The organism is Methylobacterium sp. E-066 (genome assembly GCF_022829635.1).
Classification (GTDB): domain Bacteria; phylum Pseudomonadota; class Alphaproteobacteria; order Rhizobiales; family Beijerinckiaceae; genus Methylobacterium.
The window spans coordinates 1-20,510 of the sequence record NZ_JAKSYO010000093.1; the positions used below are offsets into that span (position 1 = coordinate 1).

13 protein-coding genes are annotated in these 20,510 nt (G+C 69.8%); 3 read left to right on the forward strand and 10 right to left on the reverse strand.

All coding sequences use genetic code 11. The features are described 5' to 3' along the window. Nucleotides 1–278: 278 nt before the first annotated feature. From panE to MKL20_RS12205, 3 genes are all read right to left on the reverse strand, one after another. Nucleotides 279–1,223, reverse strand: a complete 945-nt coding sequence (gene panE, locus MKL20_RS12195; protein WP_244036880.1) for a 2-dehydropantoate 2-reductase — start codon at nt 1,221–1,223, stop codon at nt 279–281. 724 nt (nt 1,224–1,947) lie between these two features. Continuing rightward, nucleotides 1,948–3,441, reverse strand: coding sequence for an IMP dehydrogenase (gene guaB, locus MKL20_RS12200; RefSeq protein WP_243971029.1), 1,494 nt, complete (start codon nt 3,439–3,441; stop codon nt 1,948–1,950). Nucleotides 3,442–3,609: 168 nt separating this feature from the next. Then, nucleotides 3,610–4,497, reverse strand: a complete 888-nt coding sequence (locus tag MKL20_RS12205; protein WP_244036881.1) for a DUF3313 domain-containing protein — start codon at nt 4,495–4,497, stop codon at nt 3,610–3,612. Nucleotides 4,498–4,703: 206 nt separating this feature from the next. Between MKL20_RS12205 and MKL20_RS12210 the strand changes: the two genes are divergently transcribed. Next, on the forward strand, nt 4,704–6,152 hold the full coding sequence (locus MKL20_RS12210; RefSeq protein ID WP_244036882.1) for an MFS transporter: 1,449 nt from the start codon (nt 4,704–4,706) through the stop codon (nt 6,150–6,152). Nucleotides 6,153–6,156: 4 nt separating this feature from the next. Here the strand turns inward: MKL20_RS12210 and MKL20_RS12215 are convergent, their stop codons facing one another. The 4 genes from MKL20_RS12215 to MKL20_RS12230 all read right to left on the reverse strand — a co-directional run bounded on the left by MKL20_RS12215 (nt 6,157) and on the right by MKL20_RS12230 (nt 9,861). Continuing rightward, nucleotides 6,157–6,684: a DoxX family protein gene (locus MKL20_RS12215; RefSeq protein ID WP_244036883.1), complete on the reverse strand. Its 528-nt coding sequence runs from the start codon at nt 6,682–6,684 to the stop codon at nt 6,157–6,159. A 75-nt stretch (nt 6,685–6,759) separates the two neighbouring features. After that, nucleotides 6,760–8,031 carry a multidrug effflux MFS transporter gene (locus MKL20_RS12220; RefSeq protein ID WP_244036884.1) on the reverse strand — a complete coding sequence of 424 codons (1,272 nt, stop codon included), beginning with the start codon at nt 8,029–8,031 and terminating at the stop codon, nt 6,760–6,762. Nucleotides 8,032–8,118: 87 nt separating this feature from the next. Beyond that, entirely contained in the window at nt 8,119–9,414 is a 1,296-nt protein-coding gene (locus MKL20_RS12225) for an MFS transporter (protein ID WP_244036885.1), read from the reverse strand. 30 nt (nt 9,415–9,444) lie between these two features. Continuing rightward, the gene (locus tag MKL20_RS12230) at nt 9,445–9,861 is read right to left on the reverse strand and encodes a MarR family winged helix-turn-helix transcriptional regulator (RefSeq protein ID WP_244036886.1); all 417 of its coding nucleotides are present in this window, start codon (nt 9,859–9,861) and stop codon (nt 9,445–9,447) included. A gap of 158 nt (nt 9,862–10,019) precedes the next feature. Between MKL20_RS12230 and MKL20_RS12235 the strand changes: the two genes are divergently transcribed. Continuing rightward, nucleotides 10,020–14,864, forward strand: a complete 4,845-nt coding sequence (locus tag MKL20_RS12235; protein WP_244036887.1) for an NAD-glutamate dehydrogenase — start codon at nt 10,020–10,022, stop codon at nt 14,862–14,864. Between the two features lie 466 nt (nt 14,865–15,330). On the opposite strand, the gene MKL20_RS12240 is transcribed toward MKL20_RS12235, so the two are convergent. The 3 genes from MKL20_RS12240 to MKL20_RS12250 all read right to left on the reverse strand — a co-directional run bounded on the left by MKL20_RS12240 (nt 15,331) and on the right by MKL20_RS12250 (nt 18,269). Continuing rightward, nucleotides 15,331–16,506 carry an MFS transporter gene (locus MKL20_RS12240; RefSeq protein ID WP_244036888.1) on the reverse strand — a complete coding sequence of 392 codons (1,176 nt, stop codon included), beginning with the start codon at nt 16,504–16,506 and terminating at the stop codon, nt 15,331–15,333. A gap of 150 nt (nt 16,507–16,656) precedes the next feature. Next, the gene (locus MKL20_RS12245; protein WP_244036889.1) at nt 16,657–17,715 is read right to left on the reverse strand and encodes a LacI family DNA-binding transcriptional regulator; all 1,059 of its coding nucleotides are present in this window, start codon (nt 17,713–17,715) and stop codon (nt 16,657–16,659) included. 50 nt (nt 17,716–17,765) lie between these two features. Then, complete coding sequence (locus tag MKL20_RS12250) at nt 17,766–18,269, reverse strand: MucR family transcriptional regulator (protein ID WP_243971009.1); 504 nt, start codon at nt 18,267–18,269, stop codon at nt 17,766–17,768. A 332-nt stretch (nt 18,270–18,601) separates the two neighbouring features. On the opposite strand from MKL20_RS12250, the gene MKL20_RS12255 reads away from it, so the two are divergent. Then, nucleotides 18,602–20,374, forward strand: coding sequence for an outer membrane beta-barrel protein (locus MKL20_RS12255; RefSeq protein WP_244036890.1), 1,773 nt, complete (start codon nt 18,602–18,604; stop codon nt 20,372–20,374). Nucleotides 20,375–20,510: the final 136 nt, after the last annotated feature.

Consider the following 20,510-nt stretch of genomic DNA (forward strand, 5'->3'; position numbering starts at 1 on the left):
TCAGGACCAGCCCGCGGCGCAGGCCACAGGCTCAGGTGCCAACGATCCGACAGTCGCCGCCGGCTCTGGGGTGGCCACCCCAGAGCCGGCATCCCTCGCGGGACAGGGGCAATCTGACATGATTCGCTAATACAAGGTGCCGGAGCGAAGCGGAGGCCTCGAAGGAGCCCTCCAGGAATCGTGCGGCTGGCTGGAGGCCTCCTTCGAGGCCCGCTGGCGCGGGCACCTCAGGATGAGGGTGTGGGTCGGATCGTCCTCAAGCCGAATTGGATTACGCCTCAGGCCGCTTCCCGCGCCCGCCGGGCCTCGTAGGCCTTGAGCCCGGCATAGACCTGCTCCAGCACCGGGAACGTTGCCTCCGGGGCGAGCCGGCCAGCACGGGCGATCAGGTCGCCGATCACGTGGTCGGCCTCGATCCGTCCGCCATTCTCGATGTCGCGCAGCATCGAGGCGGTGAAGGTCGAGCCCTCGGCCGTGAGCTGCGCCCGCGCCCGCTCGGCGACGACGCCGCGCGGCTCGAACCCGCTCGCCGCCGCGACCGCGGTGCATTCGGTGTGGAGGGCGGCGATCAAGGCCGCGCCGCCGGGCGCCGACACGATGTCGCCGACGGCGGCACGCATCAGCGTGGTCGCGCCCGCGAGGCTCGCGAGGAACACCCACTTCTCCCACATCTCCAGCAGAATCACGTCGCTGAGCCGGGCCTGGAACTTCAGGCCGCGAATCAGGTCGTCGATCGCTGCGATCCGGGCCGAGCGCGACCCGTCCCGCTCGCCGTAGGTGATGCTGCACAGCTCGCTCATGTGCCGGATCGCCCCGTCCGGCGCGAGCGTCGCCGCGATGGCGCAGCAGCCGCCGAGCACCCGCTCCGCGCCGAACTTGGCGTCCAGCGTGTCGAGATGGGACAAGCCGTTGAGCACCGGCAGGATCGCGGTCTGCGGCCCGACCGCGGGTGCCAGATCGGCGATGGCGCTGTCGAGGTCGTAGGCCTTGCACGACAGCAGGACGAGATCGAACGCCCCCGCCTGCGCCAGCGTGTCGGCCGTCACGGTGGGTGGGGCGGCCAGATGCAGGTCGCCCAGCGGCGAGTGCAGCACGAGCCCGTTCGCCGCCAGCTTCTCGGCCCGGGCCGGCCGGACCAGGAAGGTCACGTCGGCCCCCGATTCCGCGAGCCGCGCTCCGTAATACCCGCCGGTCGCCCCGGCTCCGACGATCAGCGTGCGCATTGGGTATCTCCGGGACGAGGCGTCGGCCGCATCGGTTCATGCGGGCTCGACCATCGAAGGTCGCCGGGAGGACCGAGTCAAGGCGGCGACGGTTCGTTGCGCGCCAAGCAAACGCTGTCCCCTCGTCCGTGCGGGCCGGGAGAGTCTCACGATGCCGAACAAATCGCAGGTGCCCTCCCCGTGCGGGCTAGCGGACTCCCGCATCCCGCTCGGTCGTAAGCCACGAAAACGCCACGGGTTTTCCCCTTCCCCTTGCGGCTAGGGGCTACACAGGTTGGAAAATTCATCTCCCGAGGATTGATACCCCATACCTGATAACCCGCGCCGTCATTCCGGGGCGCCGCAGGCGAGCCCGGAATCCAGAAACGCCGTCAGTGCAAGAGTTTGGCACGTCGGCGGCTCTGGATCCCGGGCTCCGCTGCGCGGCCCCGGGATGACGGTGTGTGGCGGCATCGGTTAAGCCTTCGCTTGAAGAACAAGACTGAGCTTTCCGCGCCGGGGAGAAATGAAAATTCTAACCTGTATAACCCGTAGCCCTTGCGGGGAGGGGTCAGGGGTGGGGGTGGTGAAGGAGGCACCGTCACGCGCGATCCTGAACCACCCCCACCTCCAACTCCTCCCCGCAAGGGGGAGGAGAGCGCGTCGCGCACCGCCGAAGACGATGTGTGAACATCGTAGCCCGTGCTGGAGAGGGGGCGTCTCGTGATTGCGGAAAGGCGCCGCCTCAGGTCCGCGACGGGTAGTTCGGGCTCTCGCGGGTGATGGTCACGTCATGCACGTGGCTCTCGCGCAGGCCGGCATTGGTGATGCGGATGAACTGCGCGCGCTCCTGGAAGTCCGGGATGGTCGCGCCGCCGACATAGCCCATGGCAGCCCGCAGGCCGCCGGCGAGCTGGTGCAGGACGTTGCCGACCGGGCCCTTGTAGGGGACCTGACCCTCGATGCCCTCGGGCACGAGCTTGTGGGTGTCGTTGACCTCCGCCTGAAAGTAGCGGTCAGCCGAGCCGCGGGCCATGGCGCCCACCGAACCCATGCCCCGGTACGACTTGTACGAGCGGCCCTGGTACAAAAAGACCTCGCCGGGGGCTTCGTCGGTACCGGCGAGCAGCGAGCCGAGCATCGCCACCGAGGCGCCAGCCGCGATCGCCTTGGCGAGGTCGCCGGAATACTTGATGCCGCCATCGGCGATGACCGGGATGTCGGCCTCGCCGGCGGCCTCCACGGCCTCCATCAGGGCGGTGAGCTGGGGCACGCCGACGCCGGCCACGATCCGGGTGGTACAGATCGAGCCCGGACCGATGCCGACCTTGATGGCGTCCGCGCCGGCATCGATCAACGCCTTCGTGCCCTCGCGGGTGGCGACGTTGCCGGCGATCACCTGGACGGCGTTGGAGAGCTGCTTCACCCGGGCGACGGCGTCGAGCACCTTGATCGAGTGGCCGTGGGCGGTGTCGACCACGATCACGTCGCAGCCGGCATCGATCAGGCGCTCGGCCCGCTCGAAACCGCTGTCGCCGGTGGTGGTGGCGGCCGCCACCCGCAGGCGACCCTGCTCGTCCTTGACGGCGAACGGGTAGGTGACGCGCTTCTCGATGTCCTTGACGGTGATCAGGCCGATGCAGCGGTAATGGTCGTCGACCACCAGCAGCTTCTCGATCCGGAACTGGTGGAGCAGCCGCTTGGCCTCGTCCTGGGTCACGCCCTCGCGAACCGTGATCAGCCGGTCCCGGGTCATCAGCTCGGCGACCGGCTGGGCGGAGTTGGTCGCGAAGCGCACGTCGCGGTTGGTCAGGATGCCGACGAGCTTGCCGCGGGAGCCGTTCGGGCCGCGCTCGACCACCGGGATGCCGGAGATGCGGTTGCGCTTCATCACCTCGAAGGCGTCGGCCAGGGTCTCGTCCGGGTGGATGGTGATGGGGTTCATCACCATGCCGGACTCGTACTTCTTGACGAGCCGGACCTGCTCGGCCTGCTCGGCCGGCTCCAGGTTGCGGTGGATCACGCCCATGCCGCCATTGGCCGCCATGGCGATCGCCATCGGCGCCTCGGTGACGGTGTCCATCGCGGAGGCGAGTATCGGCAGATTCAGCGGGATCGTGCGGGTGAGCCGGGAGGCGACGTTGACCTCGGTCGGCATCACCGAGGAGGCGGCGGGCCGCAGGAGCACGTCGTCGAAGGTCAGGCCCTCGATGATCGTTGCAGAATCGACTCGGGCCATGTGCCAACTTTCCTCGGACGGCCGCGCTCGCGGGGGCTGCGCAGCGGGATCGGGTTGGCAAGGGCCAGTATCATGGGGTCCGCGGCTGCGCCAATGCACCGTCGCCGCGCCGCAGCGGGAAATCGCGCATGGCTCCCCCGCTTTTTCCGACCGGGATGGGCGGCGCGGTCAGCGCGCCGCCGGAGCTGGGCCCTTGTCGGTGTAGTCCGGCGGCAGGCCGATATAGTCGCCGAGGATGCCATCGATGCCGGGCGCGCGGCCGTAGGCCTCGCAATCGGGGTCGAGGGGCGCTTCGCCGAGCGTGGTGACCCGAATGCGGTCCCAGGTGGGCAGGGTGTTGGGGGCGTTGAACGGGTCGTCACCCGTCGCCAGCATGAAGCCGAAATCCTGGCCGAACTCGCCGGCGAGATCGTAGGCGTCGCTGGCGTGGGAGAAGCGCGGCTGGCTGGTGAAGGAGTTCGCGGCCCCGCCCCAGACCATCGCGGCGCGCTGCTCGCGGCGGCGGTCCAGCGCCTCGGCTTCGACCGTGAGGCTGCCGAGCCCGATCGGGATCCGCGGAATCGGGATGCGGCCGATGCCCTCGACGGCGCTCAGCCCGACCTGCGAGGCCACGGTCACGCCGGCCGAGCCCGCGATGGTGGCGCCCGCGCCGAGGAGATCGGTGGGCTCGACCCGGGTGACCTGCGCCCGGATGGTGAGATCGGCGTCGCGGCCGGTCACGACGTCGTAGCGCAGCGACAGGTCGTAGCAGAGCGCCCGGTCGGCGGCGTTGGCGATCAGGCGGCGCTCCGCCTGGGTCAGCGGCGCGGCGCCCGCGACATCGGCGTGGAACGCCGTCGGGATGATCCGCACGGTGCGGGCCTTGGCCAAAGCCGGCCGGTCCACGTAGAGCCGCGAGGCCGAGGCGACCGCGCTGCTCGCCTGAAGGCGGTCGTAGCGCGTCAGCGAACCGCGATCGTTCAGCAGCACCGTGCCGCAGGCCGTGACCGTCGACAGGAGTGCGACGGCGGCGGCGATCCGCGACAGGGAACGGCGCTTGCTCGGAGAGGGCTGCATCGAGGGTCTCGCGGCCGGCACCGTGCCGGGATCGACGGCCGGAAGACCGCTCGCGCCAAACGTAGCCATTGGACCACCCGCACAAAAGGTGGTGTTCGGTCACGATGCAACCCCTGTTGCGTTGCGGATACAGGCGCGAAACACGACCGTGCGAATGGGCGCCCCCGCCGTGCAACCGTCCCGGCGCGCTACGCGTCTGCTGTCCGATGTCTTCCCCGACCCAAAAACCGCTCTGGATCGTCCCCCTGACGGTCGCCACCGCCCTGTTCATGGAGAACACCGATTCCACGGTGATCGCCACGGCGCTGCCCAGCATCGCCGCGAGCCTCGGCGAGGATCCGATCGCCCTGAAGCTGGCGCTGACCTCCTATCTCGTCAGCCTAGCGATCTTCATCCCGGTGAGCGGCTGGATGGCCGACCGCTACGGCTCGCGCACGGTGTTCCGGGCCGCGCTGGTCGTGTTCATGATCGGATCGCTGGCCTGCGCGGCGGCCAACGGCCTGGCGTGGTTCGTGGCCGCGCGGTTCCTCCAGGGCATGGGCGGGGCCATGATGGTGCCGGTGGGCCGCCTCGTAGTGCTGCGCAGCGTGCCGAAGTCGCAGCTCGTCACCGCTTTGGCCTACCTGACCTTCCCGGCGCTGGTCGGCCCGGTGATGGGGCCGCCGCTCGGCGGGCTGATCACCACGTGGTTCGACTGGCGCTGGATCTTTTTCATCAACTTGCCGATCGGCTTTGCCGGGATCGTGCTGGCGAGCCTCTACTTCGAGGACATCCGCGAGCCGGAGCGGCCGCCTCTGGACGTGGCCGGCTTCTTCCTGCTCGGCACCGGCCTCGCCGCCCTGATGCTCGGCCTCGCCTCGATGGGGCGCCACCTCCTGCCGGCCTCGGTTTCCTGGGGATGCCTGGCGGCGGGCGCGGTCCTGCTGCCGCTCTATTTCGCCCATGCCAGGCGGATCGCCCACCCGATCGTGCGGCTCGACCTGATGAACCGCCCGACCTTCCGGGTCGCGATCCTCGGCGGCAGCCTGTTCCGGGTCGGGACCGGGGCGATCCCGTTCCTGCTGCCGCTGATGCTGCAGGTCGGGTTCGGGCTCGACGCCCTGCATTCCGGGCTGATTACCTTCGCGGCCGCGGCCGGGGCGATGTTCGTGAAGGCCCTGGCGCCCAAGATCCTGCGCCGTCTGGGCTTCCGCACCGTGATGGTCTCAAACGCCGTGCTGGCTTCGGCCTTCCTGGCGGTGAACGGGCTCTACACAGCGGAGACGCCGCACTGGATCATGATCGCGCTGCTGTTCATCGGCGGCTGCTCGCGCTCGGTGCAGTTCACCTGTGTCAACGCCATCGCGTATGCCGACCTCGAATCCCGGGAGATGAGCGCGGCGACGAGCTTCGCCAGCGTCTGCCAGCAGCTGTCGCTGAGCCTCGGTGTCACCCTGGGCGCCCTGGCGCTGGAGGGCACGGCCGGGTTCCACGGCCGGACCGGAATCGAGGCCGGCGATTTCGGGCCGGCCTTCTTCGCCGTGGCTGTGCTGTCGGCGGCCTCCGTGCTGGCGTTCCGCAAGCTGACGCCCGATGCCGGCGCCGAGATTTCCGGCCGCAGGATGGTCGCCGCGACGCCGTCCGCATCGCCCGAGCTGAAGCCCCGAGCGAGCTGAGCGATCAGGCCGCGGCGCGGGCCGGCGCGCGGCCGCCCGATTTTTTGCTGCTACCGCGGGCGGCCGAGCTTTTGCCGGCGGCCTTGACTGGTGCGCGCTGCGGGGCCGGCCGCTCGCCGATCTGGCCGGCGCGCCAGCCCTGCCAGCTCCAGGCGCCGGGGCCGGTGAGCGCGTACATCAGGAAGCCGCCAGCCAGACCGAGATCAGCGAGCATGAGCGTCCGCTCGGCGACAGCCGCCGGCCCGACATATTGCCAGAACGCGTGCAGCATCACGGCCGTCACCGCCGCGAAGACGGCGAGCGCCAGCCCTGTCAGCCTCGGCAGCACGCCGAGGATCAGAGCCAGCGGGCCGAAGACCTGCACCACCACGGCGGCGGTGGCGACAGCGTTCGGAAACGGCATGCCACTGCCGGCGAGTGTCAGCGCGAAGCCCGAGACGTTGAGCGCCCGGGCGATCCCGGTCGGCAGGAGCGCGGCGGCCAGAAGCAGGCGCGCGGCGAGAAGGGTTCCGTCCTGGGCGCGGGCGATCATGGTCGAATCCGGTCGGCTGCAAGGGCTGACCGGAGGGTGCCGTATTGGTTTGAAGGCTGCGTTAAGTTCGAACGCTCAGCCGGCCACCCCGCCCTTGAACAGCCGGCCGCGCTCGGTCCAGAGCACCACCAGCAGCGCCAGGCCCCCGAGGGTGGCGTAGCCGATCCCGACCGGCAGCACGGTCCCGTCGAAGGCCTGGCCGATCACGTAGCCGGAGAACGCCCCGAGGATCGTCGTGTAGAAGCCCACGAACGACGAGGCCGTGCCCGCGATCGCACCGAGCGGCTCCAGCGCCAGAGCGTTGAAGTTCGGCAGCGCAAAACTCATCAGAAACTGGTTCGCCGCCAGGATCGAGAGGAACGCCGCCAGCGGCGGATGGCCGTGATAGGCGAGGCCCACGCCGACCTGAGCCAGGGCCACCAGCGTGAACGCGATGATGCCGGCGTGCGAGAGCGCCCGCATCCCCAGCCGCCGCACGATCCGGGCGTTGATCAGCGTCGCCGCGCCCATGGCGCCGGCCACCAGCCCGAAGGCCAGGGGGAACAGCGGCCCGAGATGGTAGAGGCCGGTGTCGAACACCTGCTGGGCCGAGCCGACATAGCCCATGATGCAGCCGGTGAGCAGGCCGAGCGCCGTGGCGTAGCCGATCGAGACCCGAGTGGTGACCGTGGTCCGGACCGCGTCCCAGGTCGCCCCGAGCGAGAGGGGGCGGCGGTATTCCGGGTGCAGCGTCTCCGGCATCCGCAGCGAAAACCAGGCGGTCAGCCAGAAGGCCAGCGCCAGCATCGAGACGAACACGTAGACCCAGGAGCCCAGCGCCAGCATCAGGCCGCCGATCGCCGGGGCGATCATCGGGACGATCAGGAAGACCATCATGGTGAGCGACATCACGCTCGCCATCTCACGGCCGGCGAAGCGGTCGCGCACGATCGCCACCGAGAGCACCCGCCCGCCGGCCGCGCCGATGCCCTGGATGACCCGGGCCGCCAGCAGCCAGCCGAAGCTCGGCGCCACCATGGCGAGCCCACAGCCGACAACGTAGATCGCCAGGCTCGCGAGCAGCACCGGCCGACGCCCGAACGTGTCCGAGATCGGCCCGTAGGCGAGCTGGGCGATGCCGAACCCGGCCATGAACACATAGACGAGGAGTTGCAGCTGGTTCGGATCGGGCACGGAGAACCGCGCCTCGATCGCCGGAAAGGCCGGCAGCAGGTTGTCGATGGAGATGGCGGTGACCGCCATCATCAGCGCGATGATGGCGACGAACTCGGTGAAGCCCGGCCCCGACCGCGTCTGCGGGGCGCGAACCTGCTGGACCGGCGGATTGGGCCGGATCGCGATTGTCACAATGCGCACTCGTGCTGCGAAGGGATGGCCCGACGGAGGCGCTCCCTTCGCGGCACGCTTATGACGGACGTTGCCGCGCGATGCAGCTCAGGCCGGCAGCGGGCGCAGGGCCGGCTCCCGGGGATTGCGTCCGACGAAGCCTGCCATCAGGGCGGCGACCAGGCAGAGCAGGCCGGCCGACACGAAGGCGCCGAGATAGGTGCCGGTATCGGTCCGGACCATGCCGGCGAGCCAGGCGGCCGAGGCGGCGCCGATCTGGTGTGCCGCGGCGATCCAGCCGAACATCAGCGCGGCGTTCTCCTCGCCGAAGGACTTTCCGGCGAGCTGCACGGTGGGCGGCACGGTGGCGATCCAGTCGAGCCCGTAGAACACCGCGAACAGGGACAGTCCGTAGAAGCTGAGGTCGAACGAGTAGGGCAGGAAGATCAGGGAGAGGCCGCGCAGGCCATAATACCAGGCGAGTAGCTTGCGCGAATCGAAGCGGTCGGTGAGCCAGCCCGAGGCCGTGGTCCCGATCAGGTCGCAGATGCCCATGACCGCGAGCAGGCCCGCAGCCGTCACTTCGGCGATGCCGTGGTCGATGCAGGCGGGGATCAGGTGCGTGCCGATCAGCCCGTTGGTCGAGGCGCCGCAGATGAAGAAGGTGCCGGACAGCAGCCAGAAATCCTTCGACTTCAGGCCGATGCGCAGACCGCGTAGCGCCCGCACCGCGGGGTTCTCGGTGAGCACCGGCGCCGGGGTCACGACGGTCTCGCCGTAGCGCGGCAGGCCGAGATCGGCGGGCCGGTCGCGCAGCAGCAGGGCTGCTAGCGGGATCAGCACCAGGGTGACGGCGGCGACCAGCAGCGAGACCGAGCGCCAGCCCGACCCGACCGCCAGGGAGGCCAGCATCGGCAGGAAGATCAGCTGCCCCGTGGCGCTGCTCGCCGTGAGCATCCCGATCACCAGCCCACGGCGCTTGCCGAACCAGCGACCGGCCACGGTGGCGCCGAGCACGTTGGCGACCATGCCCGAGCCGGAGCCGACCACGATGCCCCAGAGCAGAACCATCTGCCACGGCGCGGTCATCAGGCTGGTGGCAGCCGTGCCGAGAGCCAGGACGAAGAGCGAGCAGCAGACCGAGCGGCGCAATCCGAAACGCTCGATGATCGCCACCGCGAACGGCCCGATCATGCCGTACAGGAAGATGTTGAGCGCGATGCCGACGCTGATCGTGGCCGCGGTCCAGCCGAATTCCCGCTCCCAGGGCACGATCAGCACGCTCGGCGTGGCGCGCACGCCGGCCCCGATCAGCAGCACCAGGAAGGTCACCCCGGCGACGACCCAGGCATAATGCAGGCGCGGCACGGGCGGCGCGGAGAGCGTCTCGACGGGGGCGGGCATGTTCGGGCTCCGGGGGGGTGAGACGGTCGGTCAGGCGGCGGCGATCAGGGCTTCCGCGAGGGCTGCGACGGTTACGGGATCGACCTGCGCGTTGATTCGAGCTTGGGCCGCCTGCCAGTAGGGCGTGGCCGCCGCGACGGCCTCGCGACCGGCATCCGTCAGGGAAACGATCCGCTCGCGCGCATCCCGGCCCGCCTCGATCTTCACGAGGCCGCGCCGTTCGAGCGGGTCGAGGTTGCGACCCATCGTGGTTCGCTCCAGGACGGCCTCCGCGGCCAGCCGCGTCACCGGAATCGGCCCGAGCCGCGCAAGGCGGCGCAGGATCGAGAATTGCGTCACCCGCAGCCCGGCAGGCCGCAAGGCCGCGTCATAGGACGCGGTCAGGGCGCGGGTGGCCCGGCGCAGCGCAACGCATGTGCAGGGCTCGGTCAGGGAATCGTTGGTCACAATGCGTGTATATGCACGTATCTTCCGCCGCACAAGCCGAACCTGACGGTTCGCGCGGTTCGACATGCGCGAACAGGGAAATCCGCCGCGCTGTCATCGACACGGCGGATCACCCTGCTATCGCTGCGCGGGCAAACTCCCGGTTCGTGAGAGGCACGATGACACTCGAAACCGCTACGGCGTTGTCATCCTCGGAACAGAAATCGGCCCGGACCGGACTCATCGAGGCCGCCGCCGAGATCGTCGCCGAACAAGGCGGCCCCGGCGGCTTCGTCCGCGACCTGTTCGGGCGCGTCACCCCGGAAGACCTGGCTCCCTACTCGGCCGACGCGGTGGCCGAACTCGCGGTCCGGGCGCGGACGCTTCTCTCCGAGCCGCGCAAGCCGGGCGATCCGGCCCGGGTGCGCCTGAGCGACGCCGAACTGGTGCGGGACGGACGGCCCCGCGAGATCACGGTCCTTGAGGTCGTCAACGACAACCGGCCGTTCCTGCTGGATTCGACCCTGGCCGAGCTGACCGAGGAGGGCCTGACCCCGGATCTCGTCGCCCACCCGATCCTCGGGGTCGAGCGCGACGCCTCGGGCGCGCTGGTGCGGGTGGTCGGGGAGACCACCGCGGATGCCCATGGCAGCCTGGCGCGCGAGAGCTTCATCCACCTCCATCTCGGCCGCTTGGACGACGAGGCCCGCGAGCGGCTGGTGCAGGCCCTGGCGCAGGTCTACCGGGACGTGGCGCTCGCGAGCGACGACCATGATGCCATGCTGGCCCGGATCTCCGAGCTTGCCGATAGCCTCGGCCGCGCCCCCTCCCCGCTGCCGGAGGCCGAGATCACCGAGGCGCGCGCCTTCCTGGACTGGCTGAAGGACGGCCAGTTCCTGGTGCTGGGGATGCGCCAGCACGGCATCGAGGGGGACGGGCATCCGCTGATCGAGGGGTCCAGCCTTGGGGTGCTGCGCGATCCCGGTGCCACGCCGCTACGCCGCGGCCGGACGCCGGTGGACTACACGCCCGAGATCCTCGCCTTCCTGGAAGAGCCGCAGGCGCTGATCATCACCAAGGCGAGCGCGAAGTCCCGCGTCCACCGGGTGGCGTATCTTGACTATGCCGGCGTGAAGCTGTTCTCGGCGACCGGCAAGCTCTCGGGCGAGGTGCGGATCGTCGGCCTGTTCACGGCTTCGGCCTATACCGCCCCGACCCGGGAGGTGCCGGTCCTGCGCCGCAAGGTCGAGGCGGTGGCCGAGCGGGCCGGCCTCGACCCGACCAGCCATGCCGGGCGCAGCCTGCTGGCGGTGCTGGAGACCTATCCGCGGGACGAGCTGTTCCAGATCGATATCGAGCGGCTGTACCGGTTCACCCTGGCGATCGCCAACCTTGCCGACCGGCCGCGGATCCGCGTGCTGTCGCGCCCGGACCGGTTCGGCCGCTTCGTCTCGCTGCTGGTCTACGTCCCGAAGGACCGCTACGATTCCACCGTTCGGGCCCGGATCGGCGCCTATCTGGCCGAGGCCTATGGTGGCCGGCTGAGCTTGGCCGATCCCGATTTCCCGGATGGGCCGCTCGCCCGCACCCACTACATCATCGGCCTGTCCGAGGAGAACGTGCCGGAACGCGACCCGGCGGCCCTGGAGGCCGGCATCGCGGCCCTGGTCCGGACCTGGGGCGACGCCCTGCGGGCGGCCCTGGCCGAGGCCCATGACGGCGACCGCGCGCGCCTCTTGGCCACCCGCTACGCCGAAGCGTTCTCGGCCGCTTACCGGGACAATTTCGCATCCGATGTCGCCGTGGCCGATATCGCGATCCTCGAATCGCTGAGCGACGCGCAGCCGCGCGCCGTGCATCTGGAGCGGCGGCCCGGCGATTCCGATGCGCAGGTCCGCCTGAAAGTGTTCTCCCGCGGCACCGCGATCGCCCTGTCCGACCGGGTGCCGGGCCTGGAGAATCTGGGGTTCCGGGTCATCGACGAGCGGACCTACCGGATCAAGCCGGCGGGGCTCGACGAATCCGCCCGGGTCTGGCTGCACGACATGCGGATCGAGCGCGCGACTGGAGCGCCCATCGACCTCGCAACCCTGGAGCGGCCCCTCGAAGAGGCGATGCTGGCGCTGGGCGACGGCTCGGTGGAATCCGACGGCTACAACCGCCTCGTGCTGGAAGCCGCCCTCCCCTGGCGGGAGGCGGCGCTGCTCCGGGCGCTGGGCCGCTACCTGCGCCAGCTCCGGATCCGCTACGGGCAGGATTACCTGGCCGGCACGCTGAGCCGTCATCCCGGGATCGCCCGGGCGATCGTCAGCCTGTTCCGGACCCGCTTCGACCCGCAGCTCGAGGGCGACCGGGCCGCCCAGGAAGCGGAGACCCGCGCCCTGATCGAAGAGGCGCTTTCCGACGTCACCAGCCTGGACGACGACCGGATCCTGCGCCGGTTCGTCAACCTGGTCGAGGCGGCGGTGCGGACGAACTTCTTCCAGACAGCCGCCGAGGGCGGCCCGCGGGAGACGATCAGCTTCAAGTTCGCCTGCGCCAAGGTCACGGCGATGCCGCTGCCGCGGCCGTTCTTCGAGATCTTCGTCTATTCGCCCCGGGTCGAGGGCGTGCATCTGCGCTTTGGCTACGTCGCCCGCGGCGGCCTGCGCTGGTCGGACCGGCCGGAGGATTTCCGCACCGAGATCCTCGGCCTGGTGAAGGCCCAGCAGGTGAAGAACGCCGTCATCGTGCCGGTGGGCGCCAAGGGCGGCTTCTTCCCCAAGCGCCTGCCGCCGGCCTCGGACCGGGCGGCCTGGATGCAGGAGGGCACCGAGAGCTACCGGATCTTCATCCGCACGCTGCTCGAACTCACCGACAACATCGTCGATCAGGCGATCGTGCCCCCGCCCGACACGGTGCGGCACGATCCGGACGATGCCTACCTGGTGGTGGCGGCCGACAAGGGCACCGCGACCTTCTCGGACATCGCCAACGCCCTCTCCCTGGAGAAGGGCCACTGGCTCGGCGACGCCTTCGCGTCCGGCGGCAGCCAGGGCTACGACCACAAGGGCATGGGCATCACCGCCCGCGGCGCCTGGGAGGCGGTGCGCCGCCACTTCCGCGAGATCGATGTCGACGTACAGACGGACCCGATCACCGTGGTCGGGGTCGGCGACATGTCGGGCGACGTGTTCGGCAACGGCATGCTGCTCTCGGAGAGCCTCCGGCTGGTCGCGGCCTTCGACCACCGCGACATTTTCCTCGACCCGAACCCCGACGCGGCGAAGAGCTTCGCCGAGCGCAAGCGCCTATTCGACCTCGGCCGCTCCTCCTGGGCGGATTACGACCGCGCCCTGATCTCCGAGGGCGGCGGCGTGTTCGCGCGCAGCCTCAAGACCATTCCGCTGTCTGAGCCGATCCGGGCCGCCCTGGGCTTCGACCGGGCCGAGGCGACGCCGACCGAATTGATGCAGGCGATCCTGAAGGCGCCGGCGGACCTGCTGTGGTTCGGCGGCATCGGCACGTACATTCGCGCCACCACCGAGACCGACGAGGATGCAGGCGACCGCGCCAACGACGCCGTGCGCATCACCGCGCCGGAGCTGCGGGTGAAGGCCATCGGCGAGGGTGCCAATCTCGGCCTGACCCAGCGCGGGCGCATCGAGGCGGCCCGCTCGGGCGTTCGGCTCAACACCGACGCGATCGACAATTCCGCCGGCGTGAACACCTCCGACGTCGAGGTGAACATCAAGATCGCCCTGATGGTCCCCGAGCGCGACGGGCGGCTCGACTACGCGGCGCGCAACACGCTTCTCGCCGCCATGACCGACGAGGTCGGGCGGCTGGTCCTGCGCAACAACGAGTTGCAGACGCTGGCCCTGTCGCTGGCCCAGCGCGGCGGCCTGGGCGAGACCGGCTTCGCTATGCGCACCATGCAGGCGCTGGAGGCGGAGGGACGCCTCGACCGGGCGGTGGAATACCTGCCGGACGATGCGGCGATCACCGAGCGGATGCGCCGCGGCGAGGGGCTGACCCGGCCGGAATACGCCGTGCTGCTCGCCTACGCGAAGCTGTCGCTCTACGACGCGATCCTGGCGAGCGCGGTGCCGAACGACCCGTATTTCGACCGCGAATTGCAGCGCTACTTCCCCAAAGCTTTGCGCGAGCAATTCCCCGACGCCGTGAAGGGCCACCGGCTGCGGCGGGAGATCATTTCCACGGCGCTCGCCAACATCATCGTCAACCGCGGCGGCCCGTCCCTGATCACGCGGCTGGTCGACGGGACCGGGGCGGATGCCGCGACCATCGCCAAGGCCTACGCGATCACCCGCGACGCCTTCGGGCTGATGGAGCTGAACCTCGCGATCGACGGCCTGGGAAGCGGCCTCTCCGGGCAGGACCAGCTCGGCCTCTACGCCGAGGTGCAGGGCCTGCTCACCAACCGGATCGTCTGGTTCATCCGCAACCTCGACCTGACCGGCGGCCTCGCGCCGCTGGTGGCGCGCTACCGCGACGGCGTCGCGGCCGTGGAGGCGGCGCTGCCGAAGGTGCTGGAGGCTGAGGCGCTCACCGCAATCGGCGACCGGTCGGCGGAGCTCGAAGGCCACGGCATGGCCCGGGAGCAGGCCAGGCGCCTCGCTTCGCTCAACGCCCTGATCTCGGCCCCCGACATCGTCCGCGTAGCCGAGGCCAGCGGCCGGCCGGTCGAGGAGGTTGCGGCGACCCACTTCGCCCTGGAGCACGCCTTCCGGCTGGACGAGCTCGCTGCCGCGGCCCGGACCGTGCCGGTGGCCGACACGTTCGACCGGGTCGCCCTGGAGCGTGCGGTGGCCGGCATCGCGGCCGCCCACCGCAAGCTCACCGCCGAGGTCGTGGCCGATCTCGGCGCCGGGCCGGAGGCCGTGGCGGCCTGGGCCAAGGCCAGGGGCGCGCCGCTCGTCCGCATCCGCGACGCCGTGGACGCGATCAGCGCCTCCGGCCTGACGGTGTCCAAGGCAACCGTGGCGGCAAGCCTGCTCGGTGATCTGGTGCGGGCCGATTAGCACGTTGCGCGCCGGCCGTCGCGGCCGGCCTGACCGCCAATCCGGATCAGGCGCAGGTCCCCTCGCCCTGCGGGCTACGGGCTACACAGGTTGGAATTTTCATGTCTCCAGAGGGCGGAAGGCTCAGTCTTCTTCTTCAAGCAAAGGCTTGACCGATGCCGCCACACGCCGTCATCCCGGGGCCGCGCAGCGGAGCCCGGGATCCAGAGCCGCCGACGTGCCAAACTCTTGCACCGACGGTGTTTCTGGATTCCGGGCTCGCCTGCGGCGACCCGGAATGACGGCGCGGGTTATCAGGTATGGGGTAGCAATTCTCGGGAGATGAATCTTCCAACCTGTATAGCCCGTAACCGGCACGGGAGAGGGGGTACGGCGCGGCCTGGACACGGGTCGATGCCTCGGCATTGAAGCCGAACACACCGGTACGAGTGCCCCAAGGCCGGCGCCTGACCCTCCAGATCGTTCGCTACGCCCCCGGCGCAGAAGCCGAAAAAATCCGGCTGCCGCTGCGGCTGACGGCCGTGACCGTCAGGCCGAGCCCCAGGATCGAGACGGCGGCGGCGATCAGCGGCAGATGGCCGTAGCTGGCCCCCAGGGTCAGGGCCGAGCCGCCGAGCCAGGCGCCGGTGGCGTTGCCGAGGTTGAAAGCGCCCTGGTTCAGCGTGGAGGCGAGGTTCGGAGCATCGCTCGCCGCCTCGACCACCCAGATCTGCAGGGGCGAGACCAGCGCGAAGGCGAGGCCCGACCACAGGACCAGCACGGCGACGGTCGGGATCGCATGGTGCGCCACTGCGGCCAGGACCAGCAGCACCGCGACGATGCCGATGAAGCCGCCGATGATCGTCGCCATCAGGCCCCGGTCGGCGAAGTGGCCGCCCGCGAGGTTGCCCACCGTCAGGCCGATCCCCGCGGCGAACAGCACGCCGGTCACGCCCTGCGGCGAGAACCCGGTGACGCCGGTGAGGAACGGCGTGATGTAGGTGAACACCGTGAAGAAGCTTACCGACGACAGCGTGGAGATCAGCATCGGCCGCAGCACGGGCCAGCGGCCGAGGGCGCGGAATTCCTTCACGAGGCCGCCGCTTGTGCCGGGCAGGCCGGAGGGCACGAAGGTCTGGATCGCGAGCCCGGCAGCGATTCCGATCGCCACCACGGCCCAGAAGGTCGAGCGCCATCCAGCCACCTGCCCGAGGGCGGTGCCCAGCGGGACGCCGAGCACGTTGGCGAGCGTCAGCCCGGCGAACATCAGCGAGACCGCCTGGGTCCGCTTCTCGCGCGGCACCAGATCGCGCGCCACGACCGCACCGATCCCGAAGAACGCCCCGTGCGCGAAGGCGGTGACGATTCGGGCCGCCATCAGCAGGCCGTAGCTCGGCGCCAGGGCGCAGCCGATATTCCCGATCAGGAACACCGCCATCAGGGCGAGCAACGCGGTCTTGCGGGGCAGCCGCGCGGTGGCGATCGCCACGATCGGCGCGCCGATGACGACGCCCATTGCATAACCCGACACGAGATAGCCCGCCTGCGGGATGGTGACGCCGAAACTCTGCGCTACCTCAGGTAGCAGGCCCATGATGACGAATTCGGTGGTGCCGATTCCGAGTGAAGCGACGGCAAGGGCGAGGATCGGCAGGGGCGGCACGGCGGCCTCCTTCGAGCGTATGACGGGCGCCACTTTGTGCGACGCAGCATGACGCAAGGATGGGGCTTGATCGGTTTTTGCATAGCGATGCAAACGCGACGCACCCTTGCGCCGCATGCAAGAAGCCGGATCGCAGGGGACCGGCGCCGGTTAGAACCGCGTGCTGCCGCGCTCGGTCAGGCGCGGCGGGATCAGCACGCGCTCGCCGATGCCGACATCCTCGGCGGACATGCGGGCGATCATCGCCAGAGCTGCCTCGACCAGCGCCGGAATATCCTGATCGAAGCTGGTCAGGTCGTAGCCGCCCCATGACGCAGCGGGGGTATCGTCGTAACCGATCACCCGAACGTCTTCGGGAATGCGCCGCCCCGCGCGCCGCAGGGCGTCGATCGTGCCCAGCGCGCAGAGATCGTTGGCGCAGAAGATGCCGTCGACCGCACCTTCGGCGCAGAGCTGCATCGTCGCCTCGGCACCGCCATCATAGGTGTAGGCGGATCCGGCGACGCGCGGCTCCGGCAGGCCGGCTGCGCGCAGGCCATCGCGAAAGCCGGTCAGGCGCTCGGTGCTGGCCGGGCTGTCGGCGGGGCCGGCCACGAAGGCGGGATGGCGCACGCCGCGTGCGTGCAAAAGGGCGGCGGCCTGCCGGCCCCCGAGCGCGTTGTCGGAGCCGACCGAGCCGACCCGCGCGGCCGTCACCGGTGTGTTGAACGAGACCACCGGGATCCGGGAGGCCGAGAGCGTCGCTGCGGCATCCCGCGAGAGCACGGCCAGGGCGCTGACGATCGCGTCGACCCGGTACTGCGCGAGCCGCGCCGCGACGGCGTCGAGGGTGTAGTCGCTGTCGACCGGGACCAGCAGGATCTGGTTGCCGGTCTCCCGCAGGCGCGCGGCGAGGATCTGGACGACGCGGGCGTAGAACGCGTTCTCGAGGCCGCCGACCACCAGGGCCACGAGTCCGGACCGGTCGGTCAGCATGATCTTGGGGATCAGGCTCGGGCGGAAGCCGAGGCTGTCCGCCGCCGCCAGGACCTTGTCACGCGTCCGCGCCGAGACGCTGGCGCCCGGTGTGAAGGTCCGGGACACCGCCGATTGCGAGACCCCGGCGAGGCGGGCGACCTCGATCGATGTCGGATAACGCTTCGAGACCATGTTCGGCATGTATTGCGGCGGCGTACGCTCGTCGGTCGAGCCATCCCGCCGCCGTGTCACGCCCGCGACTGGTCTCTGTCAAACAAGACCGATGGATTTGGCGCCCGGCTCTACTCGACCGGCGCCTTCTTGCGACCCCGCGTCTTCGGCGCGGATGCTGCCGGTGCCTCCTCCACGGCGGGCGTCGCCGCACCGCGAGACTTGCGGCGCTGCTGGCCGAGGCCGAGGGCACGGGCCAGTTCCGATCGCTGGGCCGAATAGCTTGCCGCCGTCATCGGATAGTCCCGCGGCAGGCCCCATTTCTCGCGGTAGGCCTCCGGGCTGAGCCCGCGCAGGGTCAGGTGCCGGCGCAAGGTCTTGTACGGCTTACCGTCTTCGAAACTCACAAGATGATCGTGCGTAATCGATTTCCGGATCTGCGCCGGGCTCATCTTTTCCACGAGCGTCGTTGAGGACGCCCCCGAAGCCGAAAGGCTGTTCAGGGCCGCATGAATGCCGCCGATCAAACCCGGAAGTTCCGAGGGCGGCACCGAATTGTTGGACACATAGGCCGCGATGATATCGACCGCCAGCTCAATGTGTTCGGCGTGTTCAGCTTCAGCGCTATCGCTCACGTTGAACCTCGGTCGTTGCAACTATCCAGATCGGTCAATCCCGTAAGGATCGCGTCGAATTCTGCCGGACGCTACCGGATCTGCGAGAAAAGCTCAATCGCTACTTTTACGCGACGACGAATTTTAAGAGCGACTGCACCCAGGCCGTAAGAGCCGCGGAGGTTCGGCGTTGACGGCGCATTAACCATGCCGGCGCTAGCTTGCATTAACCATACCGACGACCTCGAAGGCGGCGGCGTGATCTGTTGATCCCGGCTCTTGGCGCGCGGGGCGTAGGTGGAGGCCAAGATCAGGTGCGGATGACGGGCGTTGATCGGCGGGGACGGCAGGAGATGCGGCTCGCCCTCGTCGCCCTGACGCTCGCGCTTGCGGCGTCGCCATCCCAGGCTCAGCGCTTCGACGCGATCAGCCCGGTCACCGGCCAGCCCGACAATCCCGGAATCGGCCAGGACACGGCGCCCAACGGTCTCCCGGCTCTGCGGCGCCGCATCCCGGACGGGTTTTCGCGCGAGGATGGTCGCGCGTCATCAGGCGGTAATACGACCGGCGGCGAGCAGACGGGGGGCGACAGCCTGCGGTCGCCACTCTCGCCGCCGATCCCGACCCAAAACCAATCGGGGCTCTCGCAGCTCGGGACCCGCATCTCCGGCACCGGCCAGCGCACCGGCGGCTCGACCACGGCACCGAACAACCGGACGCCGTCGGACCTGCTGCGCACCCGGGCGGCCCCGCCCCGACGCATCGGTTCCGCGACCCGCAGGGTCACGCAGGAGGTGACGCAGGTGCCGGCCCCGGCGCTTCGCCTCACCCCGGTGGTCCAGCAGGCCGTGGTCGGCGTGCCGGTGCAGCCGGTTCTGGCGTCTCGGCCGGTCCTGCCGCTCTTCGCGATCACCCCCGCGCTCGGCCTGCTCACGCCGGGATTCATCCTCGGCCTCGACCTTGCGCGTCCGATCCCGACCGATCCGGCCTACGCACCGATCGGCTACCGGATCGGCACGTTCACGGTGCTGCCGAGCTTCGCGCAGAGCGTCGGCTACGATTCGAATCCCGACCAGACCAGCCGACAGTTCGCCAAGGGGTCGGTGGCCTTGCGCACCGAGGCAGCCGTCGACTTCCGCAGCGATTGGTCCTCCAGCTCGTTCCAGGGCGCTCTGCGCGGCTCCTACCTCGAGACGCCGCAGAACGAGGCCGCCAGCCGGCCTGCCGCGGACGGCACCGTCCGCCTGCGCATCGACGCCAACCGCGACCTGCATATCGACGCGGAAGGCCGTTTTCTTGTCGATACCCAGCGCACGTCCAGTCCGAACCTGCAGGCCGCCACGGCGACGAGCCGGCCGCTGCTCGCCATCTACGGTGCCTCGCTCGGCGCCACGGAGACGTTCAACCGGCTCTCGGTGACCCTGCGCGGCTCGGTCGATCGTTCGGAGTTCGACAACGCCCAGCTCTCGGACGGCACGATCATCAACCAAGCCGACCGCAACCTGAACCAGTACAGCCTGCAACTGCGGACCGCCTACGAGGTCAGCCCGGATCTCAGCCCGTTCGTGGACCTGCTGGGCGATACCCGCGTCTACGACCTGCGCCGGGACACCAACGGCATCCGCCGCGATTCCGACGGCATCGCCCTGATGGTCGGGGCGAGCTTCGGGCTCGCGCGCTCGATCACCGGCGAGATCTCGGCCGGCATCCAGCACCGGACCTACGTCGATCCGTCGTTGCGGTCGATCGATGCCCCGCTGGTCAACGCCGCTCTGGTCTGGTCCCTGAGCCCGCTGACGACGGTCCGGCTCACCGCGGCGACGGGCGTGACCGAGACCACGATCCTGGGCTCCAGCGGCATCTTCACCGAGGTCGCGACCCTGGAGGTCCAACACGACCTGCTGCGCAACCTGTCGATCGTGCTCGGCGGCTCGTTCCTGAAGAACGACTACCAGGGCAGCACCATCCGGGAGACCGGCATCTCCGCGACCGCGCGCCTCGATTACCGGTTCACCCGGTGGCTGACCTTGCGTGGCACCTACATCTACCAGCAGATCGACAGCACCGTGGCCGGCTCGAGCTTCCGGGACAACACCTTCCTGCTCGGCCTGCGGGTCAATCCCTAGGTCGTGAACCCATAACGGGTGGCACGGTTTGGTCGGGGCGTCGTTGGTTCTTCGAATGGAGGACCGAGGATGGCGCGGTTTGACCTGACGGATGCAGAGTGGGCGGTGATCGAGCCGGTTCTGCCGACGGACGTAC